At 39.4% G+C, this 26,790-nt stretch carries 23 protein-coding genes; 18 read left to right on the top strand and 5 right to left on the bottom strand.

What is annotated here, in order from left to right; genetic code table 11:
• Nucleotides 1-68: 68 nt before the first annotated feature.
• From A3EM_RS0136605 to A3EM_RS0136585, 4 genes are all read right to left on the bottom strand, one after another.
• On the bottom strand, nt 69-1,676 hold the full coding sequence (locus tag A3EM_RS0136605) for a PepSY-associated TM helix domain-containing protein (RefSeq protein ID WP_026210813.1): 1,608 nt from the start codon (nt 1,674-1,676) through the stop codon (nt 69-71).
• Between the two features lie 4 nt (nt 1,677-1,680).
• Complete coding sequence (locus A3EM_RS0136600) at nt 1,681-1,971, bottom strand: hypothetical protein (protein ID WP_020533218.1); 291 nt, start codon at nt 1,969-1,971, stop codon at nt 1,681-1,683.
• The gene (locus tag A3EM_RS44785; RefSeq protein ID WP_044240867.1) at nt 1,972-2,235 is read right to left on the bottom strand and encodes a hypothetical protein; all 264 of its coding nucleotides are present in this window, start codon (nt 2,233-2,235) and stop codon (nt 1,972-1,974) included.
• A gap of 442 nt (nt 2,236-2,677) precedes the next feature.
• A complete protein-coding gene (locus A3EM_RS0136585; RefSeq protein ID WP_020533215.1) occupies nt 2,678-5,011 on the bottom strand; it encodes a TonB-dependent siderophore receptor in 2,334 nt (777 codons plus the stop codon).
• 79 nt (nt 5,012-5,090) lie between these two features.
• Between A3EM_RS0136585 and A3EM_RS48425 the strand changes: the two genes are divergently transcribed.
• From A3EM_RS48425 to A3EM_RS0136480, 18 genes are all read left to right on the top strand, one after another.
• Entirely contained in the window at nt 5,091-5,222 is a 132-nt protein-coding gene (locus A3EM_RS48425) for a hypothetical protein (RefSeq protein WP_020533214.1), read from the top strand.
• 104 nt (nt 5,223-5,326) lie between these two features.
• Nucleotides 5,327-5,653, top strand: coding sequence for a hypothetical protein (locus tag A3EM_RS0136575; RefSeq protein ID WP_157638261.1), 327 nt, complete (start codon nt 5,327-5,329; stop codon nt 5,651-5,653).
• 233 nt (nt 5,654-5,886) lie between these two features.
• Nucleotides 5,887-6,384, top strand: coding sequence for a hypothetical protein (locus tag A3EM_RS0136565; protein WP_020533211.1), 498 nt, complete (start codon nt 5,887-5,889; stop codon nt 6,382-6,384).
• 43 nt (nt 6,385-6,427) lie between these two features.
• Nucleotides 6,428-8,629, top strand: a complete 2,202-nt coding sequence (locus A3EM_RS0136560; protein WP_157638260.1) for a DUF5916 domain-containing protein — start codon at nt 6,428-6,430, stop codon at nt 8,627-8,629.
• Nucleotides 8,630-8,789: 160 nt separating this feature from the next.
• Nucleotides 8,790-11,144 carry a TonB-dependent receptor domain-containing protein gene (locus tag A3EM_RS0136555; protein WP_245576595.1) on the top strand — a complete coding sequence of 785 codons (2,355 nt, stop codon included), beginning with the start codon at nt 8,790-8,792 and terminating at the stop codon, nt 11,142-11,144.
• Nucleotides 11,145-11,146: 2 nt separating this feature from the next.
• Nucleotides 11,147-12,352: a DUF4374 domain-containing protein gene (locus A3EM_RS0136550; RefSeq protein WP_157638259.1), complete on the top strand. Its 1,206-nt coding sequence runs from the start codon at nt 11,147-11,149 to the stop codon at nt 12,350-12,352.
• A gap of 3 nt (nt 12,353-12,355) precedes the next feature.
• Complete coding sequence (locus tag A3EM_RS0136545) at nt 12,356-13,057, top strand: ABC transporter ATP-binding protein (RefSeq protein ID WP_020533207.1); 702 nt, start codon at nt 12,356-12,358, stop codon at nt 13,055-13,057.
• A complete protein-coding gene (locus A3EM_RS0136540) occupies nt 13,057-14,493 on the top strand; it encodes an ABC transporter permease (RefSeq protein ID WP_020533206.1) in 1,437 nt (478 codons plus the stop codon). Before A3EM_RS0136545 ends, A3EM_RS0136540 begins: the two co-directional genes overlap by 1 nt.
• Entirely contained in the window at nt 14,486-15,925 is a 1,440-nt protein-coding gene (locus A3EM_RS0136535; protein WP_020533205.1) for a DUF3526 domain-containing protein, read from the top strand. The genes A3EM_RS0136540 and A3EM_RS0136535 overlap by 8 nt, the downstream gene beginning before the upstream one ends.
• On the top strand, nt 15,922-16,941 hold the full coding sequence (locus tag A3EM_RS0136530; protein ID WP_020533204.1) for a CobW family GTP-binding protein: 1,020 nt from the start codon (nt 15,922-15,924) through the stop codon (nt 16,939-16,941). Before A3EM_RS0136535 ends, A3EM_RS0136530 begins: the two co-directional genes overlap by 4 nt.
• A gap of 37 nt (nt 16,942-16,978) precedes the next feature.
• Entirely contained in the window at nt 16,979-17,401 is a 423-nt protein-coding gene (locus A3EM_RS0136525; RefSeq protein ID WP_020533203.1) for a MerC domain-containing protein, read from the top strand.
• Nucleotides 17,402-17,419: 18 nt separating this feature from the next.
• Entirely contained in the window at nt 17,420-17,926 is a 507-nt protein-coding gene (locus A3EM_RS0136520; protein WP_020533202.1) for a hypothetical protein, read from the top strand.
• A 41-nt stretch (nt 17,927-17,967) separates the two neighbouring features.
• The gene (locus A3EM_RS0136515) at nt 17,968-19,170 is read left to right on the top strand and encodes a GTP-binding protein (protein ID WP_020533201.1); all 1,203 of its coding nucleotides are present in this window, start codon (nt 17,968-17,970) and stop codon (nt 19,168-19,170) included.
• Between the two features lie 263 nt (nt 19,171-19,433).
• Nucleotides 19,434-20,018 carry a Crp/Fnr family transcriptional regulator gene (locus A3EM_RS0136505; protein ID WP_020533199.1) on the top strand — a complete coding sequence of 195 codons (585 nt, stop codon included), beginning with the start codon at nt 19,434-19,436 and terminating at the stop codon, nt 20,016-20,018.
• A gap of 63 nt (nt 20,019-20,081) precedes the next feature.
• A complete protein-coding gene (locus A3EM_RS0136500) occupies nt 20,082-21,059 on the top strand; it encodes a cyclase family protein (RefSeq protein ID WP_020533198.1) in 978 nt (325 codons plus the stop codon).
• 7 nt (nt 21,060-21,066) lie between these two features.
• Entirely contained in the window at nt 21,067-21,513 is a 447-nt protein-coding gene (locus A3EM_RS0136495) for a DMT family transporter (protein WP_020533197.1), read from the top strand.
• Nucleotides 21,514-21,782: 269 nt separating this feature from the next.
• Complete coding sequence (locus tag A3EM_RS0136485) at nt 21,783-22,109, top strand: PadR family transcriptional regulator (RefSeq protein ID WP_020533195.1); 327 nt, start codon at nt 21,783-21,785, stop codon at nt 22,107-22,109.
• A complete protein-coding gene (locus A3EM_RS0136480; RefSeq protein WP_020533194.1) occupies nt 22,109-24,739 on the top strand; it encodes an ABC transporter permease in 2,631 nt (876 codons plus the stop codon). Before A3EM_RS0136485 ends, A3EM_RS0136480 begins: the two co-directional genes overlap by 1 nt.
• Nucleotides 24,740-24,927: 188 nt before the next feature.
• Here the strand turns inward: A3EM_RS0136480 and A3EM_RS0136475 are convergent, their stop codons facing one another.
• A complete protein-coding gene (locus A3EM_RS0136475) occupies nt 24,928-26,718 on the bottom strand; it encodes a helix-turn-helix domain-containing protein (RefSeq protein WP_020533193.1) in 1,791 nt (596 codons plus the stop codon).
• Nucleotides 26,719-26,790: the final 72 nt, after the last annotated feature.

The raw sequence follows: 26,790 nt of genomic DNA, 5'->3' as shown, positions 1-26,790 counted from the left end.
GATGAACTTTTCTCATTAAACGATTTGTACAAATAAATTGACTGTACAAATTGTTATGAAATATTGTTTTACCGCGATTTAGCAACTGCTACGGTTTTATACTTTTTGTTTTTTGCCCATATTTTTGGTGTTTTACGGATTTTCAATTGATATAAAGTGAATAGTGATACAGCCGAAAGGAGTATCCAAAATAAATCAATGATTAAAATTTGATGAAATCCTTTTTGCCAACTCCTCCAAAACCAATTTCCGGTAATTATGCCATTGACAACCGGAATCATCAACCCAAATATACTTCCTAAAATTAATGACCATTTCAGGGTGAAAACATTATCCTTTTTCAGGGTAAAAAAGATACTTAAACCAAGCCATTCCGCAAAAAATGTCCAGTAAATAAAACTCATTCCTGCCTGGGGAATAAGCTTAACCAGGACAAACTCGAGTGCAATCACCGGGAACATACTCAAACAAATGGCCAGATAGCTGTACACCACTTTCTGGTTAAAACGCCTTTGTTTTTCCGAAACATTTTTTTTATCTCTGGCCACCAGCCAAATCATGACACCCGACAGTATGACATAGCAGGAAACAAGCCCCAGCACAAAGGAGATGATTCTCATGCCAATTCCCGCAAAATCTGCAAAATGCAATCGGAATAATAGATTTTTCACGCCATCAAGATAGGAGGAACCTTCCAGAGGACTTTTTTCCTTCACTATGCTGTGGTCGGAAACCTTATAAATAATTTCTCCGATGCCATTTAATTGATGATCATAATCCATATTCCCGGCAATAGAAACATGCATATTTACATCTCCATAATTAAGCACTTTAACTTCTGTTATTTTAAAATCACCCCATCTTTCTCTGGTTTGATCTAAATAGTCGTTAAATGTGAAATCATTTTGAAATGGCTCATAACCCAATTCATATGCTGGGGGATGGTATTCTAATTCTGTACTAAATTTTTCCTGATCGCCATTATATAAAACAAGTACTGCAGGAATGACCAATATGGTTTTAAGCATAAAAAAGGAACCAGTTAAGGCATAAACCAACTGGAAAGGGAAACCGATCAACCCCAAAGCGGTATGCGAATCTGTCCAAATCGTTTTCAATTTGGCCCAGGGCCGAAAAACATAGAAACTGGAAATAATTTTTTTCCAATGAATAATTATACCTGTAAGGATAGCAAACAGGAAAAAGAAAGCCACAAAACCTGAGAGGTAATACCCAACCCGATTAGGGATTTGAGCAAAGAAATGTAGCCGATATAAGAATTCCCCGAGGGTATAAGATTCCTGATAAGTTGCAGTGGAATGATCATGGGTATCCATGTAAAAAAAAGCCCTTACTTTAGCTTCCTCCGGGGCTGTAGAGTCCTTGGAGGCACTTAGGCTCACACTTATTTTTCTTTCATTATAATAATGGTGTAAGTCAATATCCCTTCCATAAAGTGGATAAGTAAGGCTAAGGTTTTGGATGACGGAATCTACATTTATTCCAATTTCATCTTCTACCTCTATAGTGTGTCCCCGTTCCCAATTCACGATTTCATCCCTGAAGAAGGAAAAAGAACCCGCAAAAAAAATAATGTATAGTGCCACACTGATCACAATCCCGCTTACGGTGTGCGTATGGAAAATGATATTATGGGCCCTTTTTTTTGTACTCATTTTTTCAAAAACTAGATATTCCGACATTTGTCATAAGTCCGAAAAACAATGTCATTAGAAGATAAAAACCCCATAATTTCCAGCCATTTTTAGCCAAAAATGCCAAAATCATTAAGCCTCCCCACAGCAGGAAAGCCGTAAATGCACTGGTGATGATAATATTGGGGCGATTTAACCATGCGGCCAAGGCCAGATGAAAGGTAATGCTAACGCCAAAACCACCCAGAAAACCGGCTGAAATTTTAGCAAATCGCTGCCATGGGGAATTTGTTAGGTATTTAGGATTTGCTGGCATTTAAATTAAATTTTCAATTAAAACAGATATAATTGAAGTGATCAAAAAAGTAGTTTTATTCAATACACCCAAAGGAATCAGTAAAATAATCAGGCTGGCGATTGTCATCAAAACAATAGACAGGTAAATAAGACCTGCTCCAAACCCAAAATAGTTTATGGCCAGAAAACCACCAGAGGCCATAAGAAAAGATCCCAATAATTTAAACAAGGTTTGTTTTTCCTGAGCCTTCTTTTCTATGCCAAAAATCACCGGCAAAATCATTTTTTTGGACGTAGCATACCAAAAGTAAAACCCAATAAAAATCTGGATAATGAATAATGAAAACAATGCAAGTATATATTTAGTCAAATAATGAGTTACATAATGCCAGACCACTTCAAATCCCCTTAAGTAGGTACCAGAAACGCCTTTTATGTACTGGACATAACTAATCTTAGATGGAAACTTTCCAACTTAGATCAACTTTGCTATTTCTTATTGTTTAGCTAAAAACCTCCCCTGTATCCTCGGAATGCCGCAACACTCCAGAGTGGAAAAAGTAATTTCCCCCTCAATTGAGGGGGCTAGGGGGAGGAGACAAACAATATTCATTTTTACCTTAATTTTTAAAAATGTCCAGTAGAATGATGCAATTTTTCTCTCCTTCAAAAGCATTAGAAAAATGTACCTGCTTTGGAATGGACAGGTACATTTTCCGGGTTAATTATTTGAAATTATAAGTTACCCTTACTCTTCCGTTGATACCTGGCTCGGATTGCCAGTACAGATACGTACCGTAATTTGCTCCTGAGTACAAGTACTCATTCAATAAATTATTAATGTTAAACTGAACCCTCAGTTTTTCATTACCCCAGAACAGGCCGCCATCCAACCTGAAGTAATCAGGTAAGTCGGTTTCATTTTCAGCATTCCATGCCCAGGTAGAACGATCTATCTGATACTGATAACCAAGTGAAGCTCCGAAACCTTTCAGTGCTGACTGGCTTGAAAAGGAATAGGTAAACCATCCGTTGGTGACATGTTTGGCATGTCCTGCCACTCTTTTACCAACATTTTCCGGGTCAGTATCCTTGGTAACTTTTACATCGGTATTGGCATAGTTAAGTACTACATTCAATCCTCGGGTAATTTCACCCTGCAAATCAAATTCAAACCCTTTGGATTGTACTTCACCCAATTGTTTTGAAAAGTTGGGGTTTTCAGGATCACCCACCAGAATGTTTTGCTTAGTGATTTGATAAACACCAAGAGAGGTTCTTAACTTTCCATCCAAAAATGTCTTCTTGAGTCCTCCCTCAATATCTGCGGCTTCTTCAGGGTCAAATGGTTTTCCATCAAAACTGGCTCCTCCCTGTGGGATAAATGACTGATCGTAAAGCGCATAAGCAGTCAAATCTTCTAATATATTGACACTTACTCCAACTCTTGGTGTAAACCTGCTGTCATCTTCCTCTTTCCATTTGGAGTTCACATGCGTATATCTACCGGCAAGTGTAAGTCTTAATTTATCATTAAGGAATCCTATCTCATCTTGTAAATAATAGGCAGTGGTGATGTAGCCATCATATGGACTTGTAGATCTGTCTTTTAAATCCACAGATCGGTCAAATTCTGGTGCAGGATAACCATAAGTAGGATTAAATATATTGAAAGGAGTGGTATAAGGAACATTTTGGCTCCAGTCTGACCAGTATTCTTTGTCCGTATAATCAATTCCTCCTAAAATAGAATGGCTGATGTTGCCAGTATTAGCTTTTCCCTGAATAAAACCCTGAGCGTAATTACCTACAGAAAGCGCATCCCAAATATTTGCATATCTAATTGCATCTCCATTTTCCTCCATACTTGCCAGCCAGTGGGAATTACCTTCCTGGTCAAACTTTAAATGAGAAAATCGCAATGTTGCTTCCCAGTTGTTATTGAATTTATGGTTTAAATCTGCAAATAAAGTCAGCTCCTTAATATCGGTGGCCGGATAATTCGTATCTACCATTTTGAAGTTTTTATCCACACTTCCATAACCGCTGGAAACAGGGCCAAACACATAAGCGGCTCCAATATAACTCTCAGCCTGCTGGTAGTTTAATTCACCGGTAATAGATGTTTTTTCGGATAAATTGTAGGTTAAAGCAGGCGAGATCATAAATCGTTTAGCGTCCTCACCTCCTCTGTGGCTGTCAGAAGTCTGATACATGCCATTTAACCTGAATAACAATTTTTTATTCTCTGTAATGGCACCTCCAAAGTCTGCTTCCGCCCGATAGAAGTCAAAACTTCCAGCAGTGACAGCTACCTGAGCTAAAGGTTTTTCAACAGGTTTTTTAGTTACCACATTATAAAAGCCTCCTGGCTCACCCGCAGCCAACATAAAACCTGCAGGCCCTTTTACAAACTCCATCCGATCTACAAAAGACATATCTTCGGAAAGAGGTCCCCAGGCATCACTCACGTTAAAACCATTTCTTAATGCAGGTAATCTGAAACCTCTCATATTGATTCTGGCAAAATGGCCCCAATGTTCCAGCATAGTAACACCGCTCACATTTCGGATTGCCCCTTCCATGATATTGGTCACCTGCTGGTCTACCATGAGTTGGCTGCCTACAATCTGAATATTTTGAGGGAGCTTGAACACTTCGGTTTTTTGCCGTAGTGAAGGAGAAACATTGGACTCCACATATTTTGCTTTTGTATCTGAAACAATTACCTCTGCGAGTTCTTCTTCTTTTTCAGTGAGCACGATTGGAGCAACTTCGGTAGTTTCACCAGCAACTACCTGGATGTCTATTTTCTGAGATTCATATCCAATCATGGAAAAAGCCAGTGAATACTGTCCCTGCGCAACTTTATGAATTTGAAAAGCACCAGTTTTGGTTGTTGTAGTACCCTTAGAAGTACCCTCAAGGCCTACATTTACATAGGAAAGCGGTTCCCCGTTTTTATTCTTTACTGTACCGGAAATGGTGCCTTCCTGGGCAAAAAGGAAGGTATTGATCACCATTAAAAGTAGAAAGGTAAATAGGTAATTTTTCTTCATTTTATTTTACATTTTAATTAGACCAATTCTAAATTGGTGCAAAATTCACTTTAAAAAAGAAGAAAAGCAATCGCTAATAATGGCTAAAAAACTATGGCTAATGGTAGTGATAAAGGAAAGTTGTGAAGCGATTAATCAAATGGAAATCGGTATTTTTCCAAGCTGCTATTCTATAAAAGAGAAGTTTTTTAATCCGGGAAAACTGCATTAGGAAAACCCTGAATGGAAAATTCCGAGTTATCCTGGGGAAGCGATATTTTAAATCACAAATGCAATAATGTTGCATTTGTGATTTTTTTCCATAATTTTGTTTTTATGACAAAAAAGGTAAAAATACTGAGTGCTTTTCTCACTTTATACTTAGGTATATTACCTGTATTTTTTTATACCCATGCTTCTGCTCACAAGGATCACCACCTGAATAGTTCCTGTCATTCCCAGCATTTGGTAATTCAGGATGATGAAGGGTCGTCCTGTGAACTTTGCAACCTTTTTTTTAACCAGGCACTTTACCATTCTAACCTCTCATTATCAGGAGAATTTACCAGCTATATCACCATGGAGAAAGAATCTTACTTTGTTCTTTCCCTGATCATCCAACCCCTTCCATTTTTACGGGCGCCTCCCTACTTATTCATTTAGGACACATTAGCTTCATAAAGGTCAATGGATGAAAACCCATTGAATCCTCCATGAAACTGAAAATAATGGACTACCGGCACAAAGGGAAATATTTCCTGCTTGCCCTGTCCTGCAATCTTGCTGTTTTTTCAACCGACAAGTAGAAAAAAATAAACCCATAAAGCATGGGAAATAAAACTCCTGTCCCGGAGAAAATTTAATTAAATGCCAGATACGATTAAACTTTTCATAACATGATGAATTATTCAATGAATAAGTTAACCCAACAAACTTTTTTTATCCACAAAGTCCAAAGCCAGGAAGTATCCTCTTTAATCATTTGGATGATCATTGCTTTATTTATGATGGGGTGCTCCTCCTCTCAGGATGAACAATTGAATATCCAAGGTATAGAAATCCATAATAAAGCCATGAAAAAAGGAGGGGAAATGGAGCAGAAAATGCAAAAAATACAGCAATTTTCAGAAAGCGTGGATCCCTCACTCCAATCAGCATTTCTGGATTCAGTAAAGGTATTGGAGGAGGATTTTTCAACCTGGAAGGCCAATATTGTGGAAGTTCCGGGGAATGAGCACGATCATCACGACCATGAAGGACATGACCATCACCATGAACCCAATCCCGAACTTACTCCACAAATGGTTCTTGAGATCCAACAATTTATGTTGGTTGAAATTGAAAAACTCAATGTTCGGGCTGCGCAAATAATCATTGATTTTAAGGAAGAGTGAATTAAATCAATCCATTCAAGCGAAAATTAAACTTCAGGTTGTGATGAAACTTCTGATAATTTTTACTTTGGGAATGACGCTTGCTATCCGGTTGTTGGCTCAGGATGATCAAAATTTTCCCCCTTCTGAGGTACCGGTAGAGATTAAAGCAATTAAAACAGATAAGAAAATTTCGGTAGATGGAAAACTCAATGAAGCGCAATGGGAAAAAGCACCAGTTGTTTCTGATTTTTTTCGTACAGAACCCCGTCAGGGAGGAGCTATTCGCTATAAAACAAAAGTGAAGTTCCTCTTTGATGATAAATATCTGTATGTAGGCGCATTTTGTATTGATTCTGTAGGGAAGAGAGGTATTCGGATGCAGGACTTGAGAAGAGATTTTGAATGGGGGGAAAATGACCTTTTTGGAATTGCACTTGATCCTCAAAACCTTAAACAATATGCTCAGGCATTTCAAACCACTCCTTATGCTACCCAGCGCGATTTCCAGAATTTCAATGGGAATAGTTATGACAATGGCTGGAACACGCTGTGGAGGGTAAGAACCCAGCGAACGGAAGAGGGTTACACGGCTGAGTTTGCCATTCCATTCAAAACACTGAGGTATGATAAACCAGAAGGAGATCATCCGGTGGAGTGGGGGGTAACCCTTGTGAGGTACGCCAGAAGGGATATAGAAGTATCTACTTTTCCCGCAATTCCCCAGTCATTTACCCCTTATCGTATGACTTATGCGGCTAAACTTAAGGGTATAGAGGTCCCGGCTCCATCTGCCAACATTCGAATAGAGCCATACACCCTTTATCAGTATGATTATATGGAAAATGCTGATAATACTACAGGAGAAGGAAACTTAAAATTGGGAGGCGATGTGAAGTGGGCGATTAACCCATACTCAATTCTGGATTTGACTTTTAATACAGACTTTGCCCAGGCTGACCTGGACAGGGCCGTAAATAACCTGGAAAGGTTTAACATATTTTTCCCTGAACAACGGCAGTTTTTTTTAGAAAACTCGGGGGTATGGGCGGGTGGTAAACAGCAATCCATTCGCCCTTTTTTTAGCAGAAGAATCGGATTGGAGGGGAGCTTTAATGCGGCTCCTGCACCTATTGATGTGGGTACCAGATTTACCCAGCGAAATGATAAACAGGCAATAGCCGGGCTTTTTGTGAGACAAAGGGAAACAGATAATTCCGCAGCTTCAAACTTTGCAGTGGCCAGGTATCTGAGAAATTATGGCAAAGAAAACAATGTGGGCATAATGGTTACACATCGTTTTGATGAGGCTTCTTCAAGAATGGATCTGATGTCGAACAATAACACTACTATTACGCTGGATGGACAGATTCGCCCAAAAAGCCAGTTGGATATTCAATACCTTTTGACTACCTCTATAGATGAAGGAACAGGTGAAACGGGTTATGCAGGGAGGATTTTTGCAGGCAATACCAGCAATCAGATTTACTACGGTTGGGTAACCGAATTTACCGATGCCAACTACAATCCGGCCATGGGTTTTGTGAGGCAAACTAATGTAATTCGCCATAACCCTGGAGGATACTATATCTGGCGTCCCAAAAAAGTGGACTGGATTAGACGATGGGATCCTGGTGTTTTCGTCAATTTTCAGCAGGATGCCGCTTCTCCCCAAACTTTTCAGCAGGCCAGTCTTTACATATTTCCGGTTTATACCTGGTTTAAGGACGATAGTTTTTTGGAACTTTCGTTTACCCCCACATGGCAAAATATAAACTTTGATTTTGCTCCTTTGGGAATACAAATTGAGGAGGGGAATTATTATTATACCCGTTATTTAATTCGCTACAATACTGATTTATCGAAGAAATGGTCCGCTGATGTGCGGTTTAATTTTGGAAAGTTTTATAATGGGAAAAGAAATACTTTCGAGTTTTCAGGACGTTTTGTTCCCATTCCCCACATTGCCATTACCCTGGATTATGAACATAACGACCTGCAAAAAGTAGGAATAGAGGAGGATTTATCCACAGATCTCTACTCTATAGGAACCAGGTTTGCCCTAAACCCTCGTATACAACTTTCCACTTTTTACCAGTATAACAGTTTCGATCAGCAGGGCAGGTGGAATATTCGGGCCAGCTGGGAATATCTTCCTTTGTCTTTCCTCTATGTAGTATTTAATGATTCTCAGTTGAGCAATGAACTCGATCCATTCCGAGAACAACAATTTATTTCAAAAATTAGTCTTGTAAAACAGTTTTAATGAATTGGGAAAAGCCACTCTGATAATTTACCCGGAAGGGTTCTTTGCCTGCAATTGTTACTTTCTGTGTCCTTAAAATTTCTAAAAAAAATAAAATTTAAAATGCAACAGTGTTGCAATTGAAATTAAATCCTATATTTGCAACACTGTTGCACTAAAAATGATAATGATTTTTTTAAATACCATCCTAACCTTACTAATCCTTACCTGTAGCTTCTGCTATGGGCAAAACGCCAGCGTTTCAGGAACTATCTCCGGTGAGGATGGAGTGGGAATTCCTGGTGCATATGTACAACTGAGTAATCAACAAGCTGCTGTATCGGATAATGCCGGGAAGTTTGCTTTTAAAAACCTAAATCCAGGGGACTACACCCTCACGGCCTCCTTTATGGGACTACAGGCTGCCCAGCGAAATTTTCATTTATTGAAAGGAAAAGACCTGACTCTAAATCTTACCCTAAAGGAGAGTGTGACTCAGTTAAAAGATGTAATTGTGACTGGAAAATCAGAAGCGCAGGAATTGAGGGAAAGTGTGGCGAGTGTTGCAGTGCTGGAGACAAAGGATTTTTACATGCAAAACAATAATACCAGTGAATTGATCAAGCAAATTCCTGGGGTTAATGTGCGCCAGACAGGTGGATTTGGGAGTGAGGCAGAAATCAACATCAATGGCATGTCTGGAAAACAGGTGAAGTTTTTTCTGGACGGAATACCTCTGAATTATTTTGGCTCAGGATTGGGTCTCAATGTACTTCCAGTCAATTTGATGGAGCAAATTGAAGTTTATAAGGGAGTAGTACCTGTACATTTGGGAGCAGATGCACTTGGCGGGGCCATCAATATTGTTTCCAGAAATGAGTATACCAGCTACCTGGATGCCTCTTATTCTGTTGGTTCATTTAACACCCACAAAGCAAATCTCAATAGCCAGTTTGTAAATCCAAAAAATAACTTTATTTCCGGAATCAATTCCTTCTATAATTATTCCGATAACAATTATCCAGTGGATGTGGAAATCCCTAATGCTTTTGGGAACCCTGAACCTGCAAGAGTGAGGCGGTTTCATGATCGCTACTCGAATTATTTATTAAATTATTATGCAGGGGTAATAGATAAAACTTATGCTGATCGGTTAATCATTAGCGTCCGTTATTCTGGGCTGGATGATGAAATTCAGCACAATGCCATTATGGCCCAACCCTATGGAAAGGTTACTTACAATGAATCCACATGGGGGAGCAGCATAGATTATGAAAAAGAACAAATTTTGCCCAAAACCAGCTTACAATGGTATATTGGGATGAATCGGACAACAGGAAACTTTACCGATACTACCCTCAATGCTTATACCTGGGATGGGGAAATTTACCGCAGAAGAACAGATGGAGGAGAGATATCTGCTTCAAGAAATTTATTGGAACTGAACTCGAAAAATGCAGTAAGTCGATTGAATATCCACTATGATCCCTGGAAAAACGGACGTATCACCCTTAATGTATTTAGCTCCTGGTTCAGGCGTACTGGGCAGGATGCTTTTGCGGCTGATTTTTACGGTGAGGATTATTATACAAACCCAACCAAACTGGTGAAAAATGCCATAGGAATTGCTTATGAGCATTCCATCGGAAACTTGATCAGTTATACCTCCCTGAAACATTTTGCTTATGCTGCAGATGGATATACCATTCAAAACCTGGAGTATCAACCTCACCAGCAATCCGTTTCCAATATAGGATATGCGCAGTCATTTCGCTATAATTTTTCAGATAAAATTCTGGCTAAAGCTTCCTATGAATACGCTACCAGATTACCAGATGAGATTGAGCTATTCGGTGACTTTACCCTCATCAAGCCAAACCCTAATCTGAAACCTGAACAAAGCCATAATGCGAACTTGGGAGGACTATTTCATTCCAGTAAGCTGGATATTGATTTGAATGGTTTTTTTCGGTACACAGATAATATTATCTGGTTGCGTACTTCACAATTTTTTGCGCAGTATCAGAATCTTTTGCAGGCTGTAATCAGGGGTATAGATGCAGAATTGCAATTCAAACCCTTTGATTTTTTGAAAGTAAAAGCTAATGCTACCTACCAGGATATCAGGAACCGCTCTCCACAAAATGTGACTGGTTCTGTAGATGACAGGTATTATGATGCACGTCTGCCCAATATTCCATACCTGTTTGGCCATGGGGAAATCAGGTTTCAAAAGAAAAATTTCATGAATGGGAAAAACCATTTCTCAGCCTGGTGGTCTGCAAATTACGTACACGATTTTTTTCTGTATTGGTCTGTGGACGGCCTAGAGGAGCTTAAGAACACGATACCTGCTCAGTTTATACAAAATATTGGTATTTCCTACGCTCTCCCAGACAATCGTTTTTCAGTATCGCTGGAATCGACTAATCTGTTTGACCAAAAAGCCTACGACAATTTTAGCGTACAGCGTCCTGGCAGGGCATTTTATATGACATTAAGAACATATCTCAAAAACAAATTAAAAACAAACTAAAAATGAAGAAAACACTACTTTTTGCCAGTGTAATAATGTTGGCTATCATAGGCTTATTTACAGGTTGCGCTGATGATGATAATCCTGAGCCGGTTGAGGATACACCCACCATAAAATCAGGCTATGTGGTTTCAACTTTAAGTGGTGCATGGCCGGATGTCACTACCTATATTCAATGGGTTAATGACCTTGGCTTTTCTGCCATAGGGAATGATAATGCGGTGGAGCTAACTGGAAGTTCAAATACCTTTTCATTTGATGGAGCCTTGTTTGCCACTCCTTTTGGAGCTCCGGCTAATTTGGTGAAATATACAGTTCAAAGTGATTCTATTCCGCAGGAAGAAGAAAGAATTGTAGTGCCTGGTGCCAATACTTTCTCAACGCTTTATTTTAAGAGTGAGCATGTAGCCTATGGAACAGTTGCCGGAGGAATATCGAAGCTGATTATTTTTGATCCGACCACGATGCGGATTACGGATGAAGTTTCCCTAAGCACGGTGACACAAAGATTCCCGGAGGCTACCCGGACTTATTACCTGGATATGATGGAAAGGGATGGAAAATTATTCATGGGGGTTCATTATGAGCAAAACTTTGCCCCAGTTAATGACTCAGCATTTGTAGCAGTAATAGATTTAAACACCAATCAGGTTGAAAAAGTCATTGCAGATGGTCGTACAGGGATGGTTTTTGGAGGACAGGCCCCTAATGCCGGTATGATCCAGGATGCCAGCGGAGATATTTTTGTACAGGCTTTAGGTACTACTCAGGCCGGAGGAAAAAGCCCAAGTGGTATACTCCGCATAAAAAATGGACAAACTGATTTTGATCCTGACTATTTCTTTGATCTTGAATCTGTTGTAGGAAATATTTGCTATGGCATTTATCACACTTCTGGTGGACGAACATTTACCGCCAATGTACAGGACGAAACTGACTTTTGGGAATACCTTACCAATCAGCCTCAATTCAAATATGTAGAGGTTGACTTGAATGATAAGTCAAGCAAAGGAGATGTGCCTGGTCTCCCCACAACCTATGGCAGTAGGAAAATGATTATTCATGAACAGGAGGATAAAAATCTGTTTTTCACCATTGCAACCAATGATGAAAATGCTGTATATGAGTTTGATGTGTCCTCCAATACTTCAAGTAAATCTTTCACTTCTTCTGGTGGTAACATCACTGGTTTGGAAAAATTAGATTGAGATATGCTAAAAGCCACAAACCTTACCAAGAAATACGGTTCATTTACTGCCCTCAATGGACTGGATCTATTAGTGAAAGATGGAGAGATTTTCTGTCTGCTGGGGGCGAATGGTGCAGGGAAATCCACTACTATTAACCTGTTTCTCAACTTTATAGAACCGACTGAGGGTGAAGCCAGCATTAATTCACTGGATGTAACGCAGTATGGGAAGGAAACCAAGCAATTACTTTCCTACATCCCTGAAAATTTGATGTTGTATCCTAACCTGACCGGATTGGAAAACCTTGATTTCTTTTGCGGAGTAGGCAACAAAAAGTATGATAAAGAGCAGTTGGAAACTTTGCTGTATCAGTCTGGATTACAGCCTGACTTTATCCATAAAAGGGTAAGCAGCTATTCAAAAGGGATGCGACAAAAGGTTGGTATAGCCCTGGCACGGGCACGGGAAGCCAGCGTTTTGTTGCTGGATGAACCTACCTCAGGTCTGGACCCAAAAGCAAGTAATGAGTTTTCAGAATTATTGTTGGATATGAAGGAAAAAGGTGTAGCCACTTTAATGGCTACACATGATCTTTTTCGTGCCAAAGTTACCGGGACCCACATTGGAATAATGAAGGAGGGTGTACTTATAGAGCGGTTTGCATCGGATGAAGTGAGCTTTCAGGATTTGGAAAAATTATACCTAAAACACATGTATAACTAATGCGTCTGATTTCACTAATTGCCTGGAAAGAGATAAAAACAGCCCTCCGCGAAAAGCTGGTACTGGCATTAGGGGGGATTATTGTACTTTTACTGGGATTGTCTCTATTTGCCGGGTATCTCAATTACGAGCAACAACAAACGATCATCACTCAAACACAGGAAGTGAAACGGCAGGAATGGTTGAATCAGGGGGATAAGCATCCCCATATTGCCGCTCATTATGGAACATTTGTATTCAAGCCAAAAACTGTGTTGAGCCTGTTTGACTTTGGTTTGGATACTTACACCGGAACTTCAGTTTACCTGGAAGCACATCACCAGCACGAATTTATGTTCCGTCCTGCCCAGGATCACAGTAGCATGATTCGGTTTGGTGAACTTAGTGCTGCACTGGTTTTGCAGATTTTAATGCCGTTACTGATAATTTTTTTGGCATTTGCGTCCTTTACCCGGGAAAGAGAAAGTGGTACACTCAAATTGCTGATGAGTCAGGGGGTTTCTTTTCAGACCCTTACATGGGGGAAAATCTTAGCTTACGGAGCTATTCTGGCGGTTTTTCTTTTTCCTTTTTTGATGGGCATAATGCTTATCTCTGTAGGTGAATTTCAGCAGGATGCTATTCCGGATGTGGCTATCAGGCTACTGCTCTTTGCTTTACTTTATGGGGTATACCTGTTTCTTTTTATTGCATTTTCAGTGTGGGTTTCCTTATGTTCATCAACAGGACGAAATGCGCTTTTGACCTTACTCTCAAGTTGGATATTCCTGGCTATTCTGATGCCTAAAACAGTAGTTAACCTGAGTGAGAATGTGTACCAGCTTCCCTCTATGCGGGAATTCAAGGCTGCAATAGAGGAAGATAAGGCTAACGGTCTGGATGGAAAATCAACCCGTTCCATCCGTATGGCCAGACTTGAAAAGGAATACCTGGAAAAATATGGGATGGATTCTGTACAACAACTTCCTTTTAATTTTGAAGGAGTGAGTATGCAGGCCGGAGAGGAATATAATAATAAGATATATGATTATCACCTTGGGAAGCTTCGAAAGATTTTCCAGCAGCAAAACAGATTGGGAAGCATGGCGAGCCTTTTCAATCCTTTTCTGTCGGTCCAACATCTTTCCATGGCACTCTCAGGTACAGATCCACATACTTTCATCCATTTTGAGGATGAGGTGGAGGATTACCGAAGAGAGCTGGTGCGAAAAATGAATAACGATATGGCTGAGAATTCTCATTATGGGGAGTTTTACGGATATAAGGCAGGAAGTGAATTGTGGGCTGAAGTTGAAGATTTTTCTTACCAAACTCCTACAGCCCTTGCGCTATTAAAGCACTATTGGATAGAAGTGATTTCACTTGCCTTTTGGCTGGGAATTATACTATTACTTATTTTTTATACCAACAGAAAATTAAAACCACTTTATGGATAGATCAACACGAACCCTCATCCGCTATGAGTGGAAAACTTTTTACCGCAACAGATTTCAGCTTCTCATGCTTGCTGTAATTTTTTTGTTTGGTTTATATGCCATTTATTATGGAAAATCGGAGATCAATGAACAAAGGCAGACCATCCAGGCCGTGAAAGCTTTAGAACATAACGAGTTTTCTGCTTATCAGGCCAGCTTCACTGAGGAAATGAAGACACTTGAACAGGAGCGTGCCCATGATATTGCCTCCCGTCCCGCCTACGCCTGGTATCGGCATGGCTACCATGCCATTTTACTTCCGCATGATTATGCTTCTCTTGCTATTGGTCAGCGAGACCTGTTTCGTTATTACTACCGCCTTACCGGCATGAGTCTGCACTACCAGCTTTTTGAAAATGAACTGGCAAACCCGGTTAATCTAATGGCTGGTAACTTCGATCTTTCTTTCGTGATGGTATATCTTTTTCCATTACTCATTATTGCGTTTTGTTATGGCTTATTTTCCTCCGACAAGGAGAATGGCACTTTACCTTTATTGCAAATCCAACCCATAGGTATCCGCAGGATTATTTTGACCAGGCTGGGTTTTTATTTTGTTTTGATAACCGGATTAGCCTTACTGATTTCCTTAATCGGTTTATTTTCTGCTGGTAATCCCTTTAAACCTGAGAATTTGCTTCCGGCCATTTCCTGGCTTTTTGGGGTAGTGGTGTACAATGCATTTTGGTTTGGGCTCATATTTTTAATTGTCAGTTTCCGTAAAAGTTCTTCTTTCAATGCAATTACGGCTGTTGGTTGCTGGCTTTTAATCCTGATTGTGGTTCCAGCTATTCTCAATGTAATAGTCACCACGAAATATCCAATGAGCAGTACTTCTCTGGCCAGCCTTACACGCAGGACAGGGCTGGAAAATGAGGATGTGGAGGAAGAGTCCCGTGAGGTAATTATGGAGTTTCTTGCCCATAAACCCGAACTGGCTGGAAGCGATAGTCTGATAAAAAGCAATATGCTTCCCAAAGCTTATGCGGCTTTCACCACTCTCAAAGACATGAACAGCCAACAAGAGGTTGATCACTATAATGCTCAGGTGCTCAATAGAAATGTTTGGACGTACAGGTTTCACTGGCTGAATCCCGCTGTAAATATGCAGCATATTCTTACCCAAATCGCCCAAACAGACCTGAAAACCTTTCTTTACTTTCAGGATGCTTTGGCTGATTTTCATGGTAAAATAACAGATTTTTACTTTACCAGGTTGTTCTGGGACAAACCTATTTTGCAGGAGGATTATTCCAACCTGCCTACTTTCGAAATGCCTAAAAAAGAAATACAATGGGCTGCGCTTTGGTTGGGTCTGGGGAAGATTGCCCTGGGTGCGGGAGTAGTATTTTTTCTAGGATTTATAAATATAAATAAAGGTATCAGCAGATGAAACAAACACCAGTCCATATTATCACAGGTTTTTTGGGAGCAGGAAAAACCACTTTTTTGAATCATTTCATTAAAGCATTATTGCCAGAACGGATCATGGTCATTGAAAATGAATGTGGGGAAACCAACATTGATGGAGGCCTTATAATGGATGGGGTGGAGGAGATTGTGGAGCTTAGTGCCGGATGCTTATGTTGTTCCCTATCCGATGGATTACTTGATGTGCTGAGTGAAGCCAGTAAAAGACAGGATCAGTATGACAGATTGGTAATTGAAACTACCGGAATTGCAGATCCCAGCTCCATAATCCAGGTTTTTCTGGAAGACCCACGGGTAGAAAAATATTTTCATCTTGAGCAGGTAATATGTCTTACCGATGCCGGATTGTTGGAAGAGTGGCTTCGGGAAACAGATGAAGCTTTGCGACAGGTTGCTTTAGCAGATGCTATATTGATTAATAAAATTGATATGGTATCTCAAACAGCAGTACCCAAAGTTCAGGCTCTTGTGGAAAATATTAACCCTCATGCTGTAATTTTTACCGGAAAACAAGGCGTGTTCCCTGTTCCTGAAATTATGAAAACGGGCACAACAAAACTTCGGCAGATGGAAGACAAACCGCATCATTTCCATCATGATCATGCACATGAACACAACCATGACCATCAGCATGATCATAAACATAATGCCCATGGGATAACATCCTTCACTCTAACATTTCCTTTTCCGCTTAACCTGGACAACCTTTCTCTGGATTTAACCAGAATTGTCAATCTTTACCGGCATCAGGTGTATCGGGTAAAAGGGATCATTGCCCTTCCCCAATATCCCAACCGGGTGGTGCTTCAGTCGGCTCGGAGCACCTTTGTGATTACCGATGGTGATCCCTGGAAAGAAGGGGAAAAAAGAGAGGGTAAATTGGTATTTATTGGCCGGGGATTGAAAAAAGGGGCATTTGAAAAAATATTTAACAGGCATATAGTCTTTCCTGCTCAATCCTCTTTGGAAAAAAGATAAAATCAAATTCAGAAGAAATTCCAAACCATAGAAATCTATGAAAAACTTGCCCATTGTTCTAAAGAAAATAAATGAAAAACCAGATATATTTGGCTCCCTTATAAGTGGACTATGCCTTGTACACTGCCTGGCGACTCCTTTTTTATTTGTAGCCCATGCCACCATATCAGATCATGGCCACAATAGTCCTTCCTGGTGGAGTTCCCTGGATATTATCTTTTTAGGTTTATCCTTTATTGCTATTTATCAATCGGGGGAAAAAACCAGCAAATTATGGGTGAAATATGCACTTTACGTCAGTTGGTTTATATTATTTTTCATCCTGATGAATGAAAAGCTTGAACTTTTCCATTGGGCTGAAGAAGTTATTTACCTGCCTACCGCAAGTCTGATTATATTCCATTTATATAACCGGAAATATTGTAAGTGTGCTGACGATCAATGTTGTACCAATGAATAACCGAAACTTTTTTTAAAAATGATTAACACTAAATATTCAATTTTTAAAAGGGAATTTCCTCTATGTAAATTCGGGCTCCTAATGCTTTCTTTAATGTTGGTTACAGGGTTTTCGCTTGCCCCTTTATCTGCTCAAAAAAATGACCTGCCAAATGGCTGGAAGGTTTTTGCCAAAGTGAAATTCGAACCGGAGTTTCAGGAGAAGGAACAACATTACCTGCTTGTGCCGAAATTCGATGAGGAAATTAAACAACTGGAAGGGAAACAAGTGAAGTTAAAGGGTTTTGTGATGCCTTTTGACTATGGAGATGAACCCGTAATCGTGCTTTCCAAATATCCTTTTAGCAGTTGTTATTTCTGTGGTGGAGCTGGTCCTGAATCGGTTGCCGAGATCTTTTTTGAGAACGAAGCTTTAGGATTTGGTACAGATGAAAAAATTACCGTGATCGGTACACTTCGGCTGAATGTAGAAGATATTAATCACATGAATTTTATTTTGGAAAATAGTGAGCTGATAGAAGAATAACTGAAAATAATCAATTAAAAACTTTATTTGAATAGAAATAGATGGTAAATATCAAAAAACTGCCTGTAACGGTATTGAGTGGCTTTTTAGGAGCGGGAAAGACTACCCTGCTCAATCATATTTTACACAATAAGGAAGGGTTGAAAGTAGCTGTGATTGTGAATGATATGAGTGAAGTGAATGTGGATGCAAACCTGGTAAAAAGTGAAAATACCCTTTCCCGAACTGAAGAAAAACTAGTGGAAATGAGTAATGGCTGTATCTGTTGTACCCTTCGGGAGGATTTGATGCTGGAAGTAGAACGCCTGGCAAAGGAAAATCGCTTCGATTACCTGCTCATCGAAAGTACTGGAATTAGTGAACCAGTTCCCGTAGCCCAAACCTTCAGTTTTGTGGATGAAGAAAATGGGATTGACTTATCCAGGTTCAGTTATGTGGATTGTATGGTCACAGTAGTGGATGCTTTCAACTTTTTTAAAGACTTTGGAAGCCCGGATATGCTAATGGACAGAAACCTGACCGACATGGAAGGAGATTACCGGACTATTGTAAACCTGCTTACCGACCAAATTGAGTTTGCCAATGTAATTATTTTAAATAAGACAGATTTGGTGGACAAAGCCTCTTTGGGAATCTTAAAAGCGACACTTCAGAAACTCAATCCAAAAGCCAGAATCATTGAATCATCATTTGGGCAGATCAAACCAGGCGAAATCCTTCAAACCGGGCTTTTCAATTTTGAAGAAGCCGAGCAATCTGAAAGCTGGCAGGAGGAATTAGAAAAAGATGCCCACACACCCGAAACGGAAGAATATGGCATTTCTTCCTTTGTTTACCGTAGCAAAAAACCATTCGATCCAATCCGTTTTTGGGAATACATTCAAAGGAATTTTCCTGCTACGATCATTCGAAGCAAAGGGCTTTTCTGGCTGGCTTCCCGACCAGCCCAGGCCTTACTCTGGAGCCAGGCCGGAGGTTCACTTCGAGCCAATAGTGCAGGAGTATGGTGGAGCAGTATGAATTTTAATCAACGAATGGAATATACAGCTTACATTGAAAATCAGCAAATGATAGAATCGGACTGGGACAAAACATTTGGAGATCGGAAAAATGAATTAGTTTTCATTGGTCAGGAAATGAATGTAGCCCAAATTACAAAAGAATTAGATCAATGCCTGGCCACTGATGAAGAACTGGAAGCCGGGAAGTGGAAGAATGGATATCATGATGAATGGCCTGTTTAAGTGTTACATACAATTTTCAGTATTTACCTGAGTAGAAATATAAATAAAGCGTATTCCCGGGTCACAATTCATACCTATTAAATTCTTCAGCCCGGGAAAACGCCTTTTCCGCTTGCAAGGCAGTTTCAATGCATCTTTCTTCCTTTGGATAACCCCAATCCATAAACTAAATTCACTGGTGGAGGTAAATTGTTGTCGTAAATATTTTGTTTGATGAAATTCTGGTGAATTTTTGGCTTATTGGCTGAATTAATGAAGTAAAGATGCATGAAATATTAATCCAACACATTAAAGAACAGGTTCCTCTAAAAGAAAGCGAGTTGAATTTAATAAAGGATGCCTTCAAACCAGTTACGCTCGGGAAAAAACAGTTTTTGCTTCAAAAAGGAGAATATTCCAATCATATGCGGTTTATTGTGAAAGGCTGCCTGAAGCTCTTTAATATTGATGAATCGGGGAAAGAACATATTCTTCAATTTGGTATTCAGGGATGGTGGATGAATGATTTATATGCCTACCTCACCGGGAAACCTGCTACTTATTTTATGCAGGCGATAACCGATAGTGTTGTGCTACAAATTCACAGAGATCGTCTAGATGTGTTATTTAACGAAATTCACATGATGGATCGGTTTTTCAGAATAAAAACGCAGCATGGATATGTAGCACTTCAGGAGCGCACAATTCATGCGATGAGTTTATCGGCTGAAGAACGTTACTTTGATTTTAGGAAGCGGTATAGAACAATGGAACAGCAGATCCCACAGTATATGATCGCTTCATATTTGGGAATCACTCCCGAGCACTTAAGTACTATTCGAAAAAATATTGGCCATAGCCTTTCTTAAGATACCTTAAGGAAATCAGTAATCATGGATTGGATATTTGCTCAAAACTAAAATATCTAAATCATGAAAAAATTAAAGATTTTATTTTGGATACTGTTATCTATACAAATAACAACAGTGGCCCAACAAAAGGAAAGTGTTGGTAAAAGTCCCTGGGGTCCGCAAGATGAAATTGGCACCTTGAATATGATGACTGAGGACACCCGTTTTCAAATATTGTCCCAAATCAGTACAGGCAAAACTTATGACCTTAGTGTTGAGTATTTTGTGGGGATGCCAAGTTTTCATTCCCTGGGAGATCCGGGTTATCAATATTGGCTTACCCATACCCCTCACGGAACTGTGGTAGACAACCCCAACGGGCTGGGAGAGGAGATGAACCGAAAAGTAAGTTATACAGGAGATGCCATTTCCATGTACACCCACATGGGTACGCATATAGATGCACTCAATCATTTTGGATTAAATGGAAAAATATGGAATGGCTTCACCCCCGAAAAGCATCTCGGTGACAAGGGATGGAAAAAAACAGGTGCTGAAACAATACCCCCAATTATTGCCAGGGGTATACTTATTGATGTGGAAGCTTACAAGGGGACCCTCCCTGAGAACTACCGCATATCGGCTCAGGATTTAAAACAGACACTGAATGAGCAGGGTACTACATTGAATAAAGGAGATGTGGTTTTGATCCGGACCGGCCAGGCGCGTCATTATGAAAATGCAGCCGAATATCTCCACAATTTTCCCGGAATTAGTCTGGATGCAGTTAATTGGCTGGTGGAAGAAAAAGGCATTATGCTTTTGGGAGCAGATAACCTCAGTTTTGAAGCATTTCCCCCGGAAAGGGAAGATAACTGGGTACCTGTACATACCTATTTACTCGCTGAAAAAGGAGTGATGTTTATGGAGCAAATGTTTCTTGAGGAGTTGTCTCGAGACAAAGTTTTTGAGTTTGCATTTATTGCCGCTTCGCTTAAATTGAAAGGCGCCAGTGGCTCACCCATGCGTCCGTTGGCTATTCCTATCAATGTAAAATAAAAAGACAATGAATCATCCTATATTGCTTCTCCTTTCCTTTTCGGTAGGAATTATGGTAGTTATTCAGGGGGGAGTAAATGCCCGACTGGGTATTTTACTGGACAACTCCCTGTTGGCCACCACCACGGCACTGACCATGAGTGCAAGCTTTACATTTATTGCCTTACTGCTCACGGTAAAAGAGTTTCCAAGTATGCACCAGCTAAAGGAGATACCATTGTATATGTATTTCACAGGAGGGTTATTAAGTTTCCTGGCGGTATCTTTATTTTATTACATCATTCCCCAATTAGGAATTTCTACTGCAGTTACTTTAGGTTTGTCCGGACAGCTCATTTTTGCGGCAATCGCAGGACATTTTGGCTGGTTTAATATGCCACTGGAGCCAATTACAGTGAAGAAGGTTTTAGGGGTAGTTATCATCATTTCAGGAGTTATTTTAATCAAAACATGAGAAAATTGGATTTGACGGAAGCAGACAGGCATAGGTTGATCTTTTCCTGAATACATCAATTTTATTCATTTTTGAAAATTGCAATCATGGTTCAGTAAAGTACCAATGAAGTCTTTTATTAGAATTACCAGGATTTTCATGGAAATCATTGCCTGCCTCTAATCCTTTAAAAATACCTGTCAACTAAAAATTATAGGGGTTTAAATATTTACTTAACAAAAGTGAAAATAATGCATTACATTTACTTTTGTTAAGTAAATAAAAATTGAATGAAAAGTGCAACACTGGGTGAGTTTGAAGAATTAGTCTTGCTCACAGTAGCAGCTCAACATGACCAGGCATATGGTGTTTCAATTTTGGAAAGCCTGGAGGAGCAACTGGATAGAAAAATCAGTATTAGTGCGGTGCATGTAGCTTTAAAACGCATGGATGAAAAGGGTTTTGTAAAATCCCGGTTTGGTGGCATTACCAAAGACAGAGGGGGCAGGAGGAAAAAGTTTTATGTCATTACAGCCATGGGGAAAAGTATGTTGGATGAGCAATATGCCTTAAGAACGCGAATTTACCAGCAAATTCCCAAAATCTCTTTTAGCTAATGAAACCCTCTCCTCCTAAATACGCATTGAATTTCCTGCGGTGGTTTTGCCGTGAAGATTACCTGGAAGAACTGGAAGGTGATTTAATTGAAGTTTTTGAAATGCAATGGGAAACTTCTCCAGGTAGAGCCAGGCGGAATTTTAACTATCAGGTCATTCGGCACTTGCATCCTGAATTTATAAAACCAATCACTTCAGAGAACAACTTAATCAATAGAGCCATGTTTCAAAATCATTTTAAAGTAGCCTGGAGGCATATTTTTAATAAAAAACTATACTCGTTTATTAACATTTCGGGGCTTGGTGTGGGAATGGCCTGCTGCATGTTGATTATCATGTATGTAAAACATGAATTGTCCTACGACAAATACCACCAGAATTTGGATAATATTTATCGGGTGTTGCATGCTTACAAATCATTTGAGGAAAAAGGTAAACCTACTTCTCCTGAAGAATTTCAGGTTTGGGGTTGCGCACCTGCGGGGCCGGCACTTTTAAATGATTTTCCTGAGGTAAAGAGTTATTTCAGGTTTACCAGCCCCAGTAATATGCTTTTTGAATATGAGGATAAGCGTTTTCAGGAGGACAATATGGTATTTGCCGATTCCAATGCATTTGACATGTTTAGCTGGAAATTTTTGGCAGGCGATCCGCAAACAGCCCTGGATGAGCCATTTACCATAGTGCTTACAGAGAAAATTGCTCAAAAATATTTTGGAGCAGAGGATCCAATCGGAAAATTGATAAAGATTGAGGAAAACGAAGTTTTGAAAGTGACTGGTGTAATGGAAAATGTACCGGCCAATTCCCATTTTACATTTGAGGGGTTGATTTCCATGAGTACTTTTAAGCGATTTAGACCTGAAATTTTTGACTGGTGGGGTTATGTTGATTTCTATACTTACTTTACTTTAAATGACAATGCCAGTATTGTTTCCTTAAAAAGTAAAGTTCCGGAGTTCGTAGAAAAGTATACCGGAAATTGGGAAGATTCCGGTTATGACATAGCCTTCGAACCCATGGCAGATGCCTATTTGCATTCGGTGGCCGGCCGGCAACCTGGGGAAACCGGAAGTTTACAAAACCTTTACATTTTCTCTTCTATAGCTGTTTTCATTTTATTAATTGCCTGTATAAATTTTATCAACCTTTCCACTTCGCGTTCATTGGAGAGGGCAAAAGAAGTTGGAATTAGAAAAGTGGTTGGGGCTTATCGCCAGACTTTAATGGGCCAGTTCTTATCCGAGTTCATTTTACTTGCCCTTTTCGCTGCGGTTTTGGCTGTGCTATTGGTAGTTTTATTTTCTCCAATTCTCCAGGACCTTACCGGGAAACCCATTTCTTATCAGAATTTATTGGAATGGGAGACCATTGTATATTTATTATCAGGGATAGTGATTATTGGTATTTTGGCTGGAATTTATCCTGCAACTTTATTGGTCGGTTTTCAACCGGCAAAAGTACTTAAAGGTACTTTCAAATCGTCTGGAAGTGGTGCTGCCCTGAGAAAAGGTTTGGTGATTTTTCAATTTAGTCTTTCCATTGCCCTTATGGTAGGAACCGCAGTGGTTTTCTCCCAATTACAATACCTCCGCAATCACGATTTAGGTTTTGATCAGGAACAAATGCTAATTGTGGATTTTGGCTGGGATGGAAGAGTGCAGGAACAAATTGAAACCATTAAAAACACCATACTCGATCATCCTAATGTACTTTCTATTGCTGCTTCAAGGGCAGTTCCTGGGAATTTTTTACCCAATGCAGGAACCACCATAGAAGGTCCTGATGGGGAAATGGTGAGCTACGGACCTACAATTTATGAAATTGATCAGGATTTTATACCCAACTATAAGATTGAAATGGCTGCAGGAAGGGCATTTTCCAGAGATTTCCCAAATGATACGGCACAATCGCTAATCCTCAATGAAGCCGCAGCTAAAATGTGGGGTTATCACAATCCTGAAGATATGATTGGGAAACGCTTTGATCAATGGGGAAAATCGGGAATGGTGATAGGTGTAGTCAAAAACTTCAATTACCAGTCCCTTCATAACAAAGTGGAACCTTTGTCTCTCCGTTTCGAACCATACAGTATGAGGAAGTTTTCTATTCGTGTGAAATCGGAAAATATTCCGGCCACACTTAGTGATTTGGAAAAAACCTGGGCAGCTCTGGTTCCGCATCGTCCTTTCATTTACAGTTTTCTGGACGAAACTTTTAATAAACAGTACAAAGCAGATGTTCGTTTTGGTCAGTTATTTAGTGTTTTTGCCGGAATTGCAATACTTATTGCCTGTTTAGGGTTATTTGGCCTAACAGCCTACACCACGAGTCAGCGGACAAAGGAAATTGGTGTGAGAAAAGTATTGGGCGCTTCCGTAGGCAGTATTGTAACGCTTCTTTCCGCAGGTTTTATAAAACTCTTTATTATTGCCTTGCTTATCTCCATTCCGGTTTCCTGGTATGTCATGAATCGTTGGTTGGAAGGTTTTGCCTATCAGGTAGGAGTAGGTGTAGAAATATACTTTGTGGCTGGTTTTATGGCTTTGGTAATTGCTTTATTGACCATAAGCTGGCAATCATTAAAAGCGGCTTTTGCTAACCCGGTAAAATCTTTAAGAAGTGAGTGAGGTTTTCTGGAATATGAAATCACATTATCAAAAAAATGGTAATTGCCAATTCAAAAAATAGTGCTATTCTGCAGGTTTGGAGTAGGACAATTTTTTAAGTAGTAATTCAGAATTAACCGTGTATTATTTTGCCATAAAAGGCTGATAGAGAGATTGCCTTTTCTGTACCCGGTGTGGAGCCCAGGTGCTTATTTTCGGTTTTGTTTTAACCATAATTTAGGGGTTTTCCCTGTAGATTTTTTAAAAGAATCGTTAAAAACTGATTTTGAATTAAATCCACATTCATAGGCCAATCCCAATAAGGTCATGTGGTTGTTTTCAGGTGATAAGGCCATTGTTTTAAAACTTTCAATTCTATAGGAATTAATATATTCATTAAAACTTTTCCCCAATTGTTTATTGAGTAGCCAGGATAATTTATTCGGATGAATATTTATTAGTTCAGCCAAATTTCTCAAGGATAAAGTGGAATTATAGTAGGGTTTTTCATTATCCATTATTTCCTGTAATAGTGCTGAAAATTGCCTTGTTTCACTTTCTGATAACAAGCTGTTTGCTTCTTTTTGCACTGCCGGAATCTGCACTTTTTCTTTTGGTTGAATATCAGGCTTGAAGGTCTCTTTAATTAGTGATTTAAACCGTTCGTGACCGTGTAATGGTGTCAGAAGAGGGGAATTCATAAAATTAATGTATTGACCTCTCTTTTTTCTTATTGCTTCTTCCAAAAGATCCAATGCCAATTCTATATTTCCCAAATACACATGCAAAAACAGAGGCCAGGGAAACAAGGTAACACCCTTTTTCTCATTAAAAACAGGCCCAATTAAAGCAAGGTCAAAATCAATATTTTCATCCTGATGGATCAGTTGATAAAGGGCTCTGCAGGCATTGGGATGTTCAGCCAGATGATGATTTTTTAATAAAAAATCATTTAATTTCTCATACTCCTTTAATTTAATATAACACAATTGCTTTAATTCAATGGCATGAGAAAAATTCTGATCAATTCGCAGGGCTGATTCCATACATTCCAAGGCTCCTTGAAAGTTATTGGAGAGGAACAATATATTACCTTTTGTAAAATAGTGATTGGGGGATAAGGGATTGATTTTAAGTATATTTTGAGTATGCACCAATCCTTTGTTAAAATCTCCTATGGCGGTATATAATTCAGCAAGACCTTCTTCAGCTTCTGTGTAGGAGGGATTTAGTTGCAAGGCTTTTTTAAAATAAAACAGTCCTTTTTCAAAATCCCATTTACCCCAAAAATATAATGTGGCCAAACCAAAAAAACCATGATACGATTGCTGATCCAGCAATAAACCTTCATTCAGATAATTTTCAGCTACCTCCAGCAATTCACTTTTATCTTCACCCCAGGAACCTGACATAGAATAACAGTATCCTAATCCAAAATATGGAAGGGAAAATTTTGGTTCTTTACTGATACAATCTCCATAGATTTGAATAGCAGTGGTTATACCTTCAGTATTCCATTTTAAATGATGGTATCTGGCTTTCAAAAACAAAGTGTATGCTTCAATGTTTTGAGTAGGAGGTTCTATCAGATGTTCATCGATATCCATATGCCCAAAATTCTCCCTGATTTTATCGGCAATTAAGAGACTGATTTCATCTTGCAAGGCAAAAATATCATTCAACTCTCGATCAAAATTTTCAGACCAGATATGAAAGCCATTATCTGTCCGGATAAGTTGTGTGGTGATTCTGACTCTATTCCCGGCTTTCCGAATACTGCCTTCCAGCACTGTGGAAACACCCAATTCATTGCCAATAATGCGAACATCCTCTTTTTTATGCTTAAAGGCAAAAGAAGAGGTCCGTGCAGTTACTTTTAAGCCTCCTATTTTCCCCAATGCATTGATAAGTTCTTCTGTCATACCATCAGAGAAATATTCATTTTCCGGGTCAGAACTTATATTTTCAAAAGGGAGTACGGCAATGGACTTTTGTTCCATCAAATGTTTTATCTTTAAAAATCGAAAGATTTAAGTTAAAAAACACAAATCTTTAATTTATTAAATTAACAC

The organism is Flexithrix dorotheae DSM 6795, from assembly GCF_000379765.1.
Classification (GTDB): Bacteria; Bacteroidota; Bacteroidia; order Cytophagales; family Flammeovirgaceae; genus Flexithrix; species Flexithrix dorotheae.
This window is presented reverse-complemented; position numbering and strand designations above follow the sequence as displayed.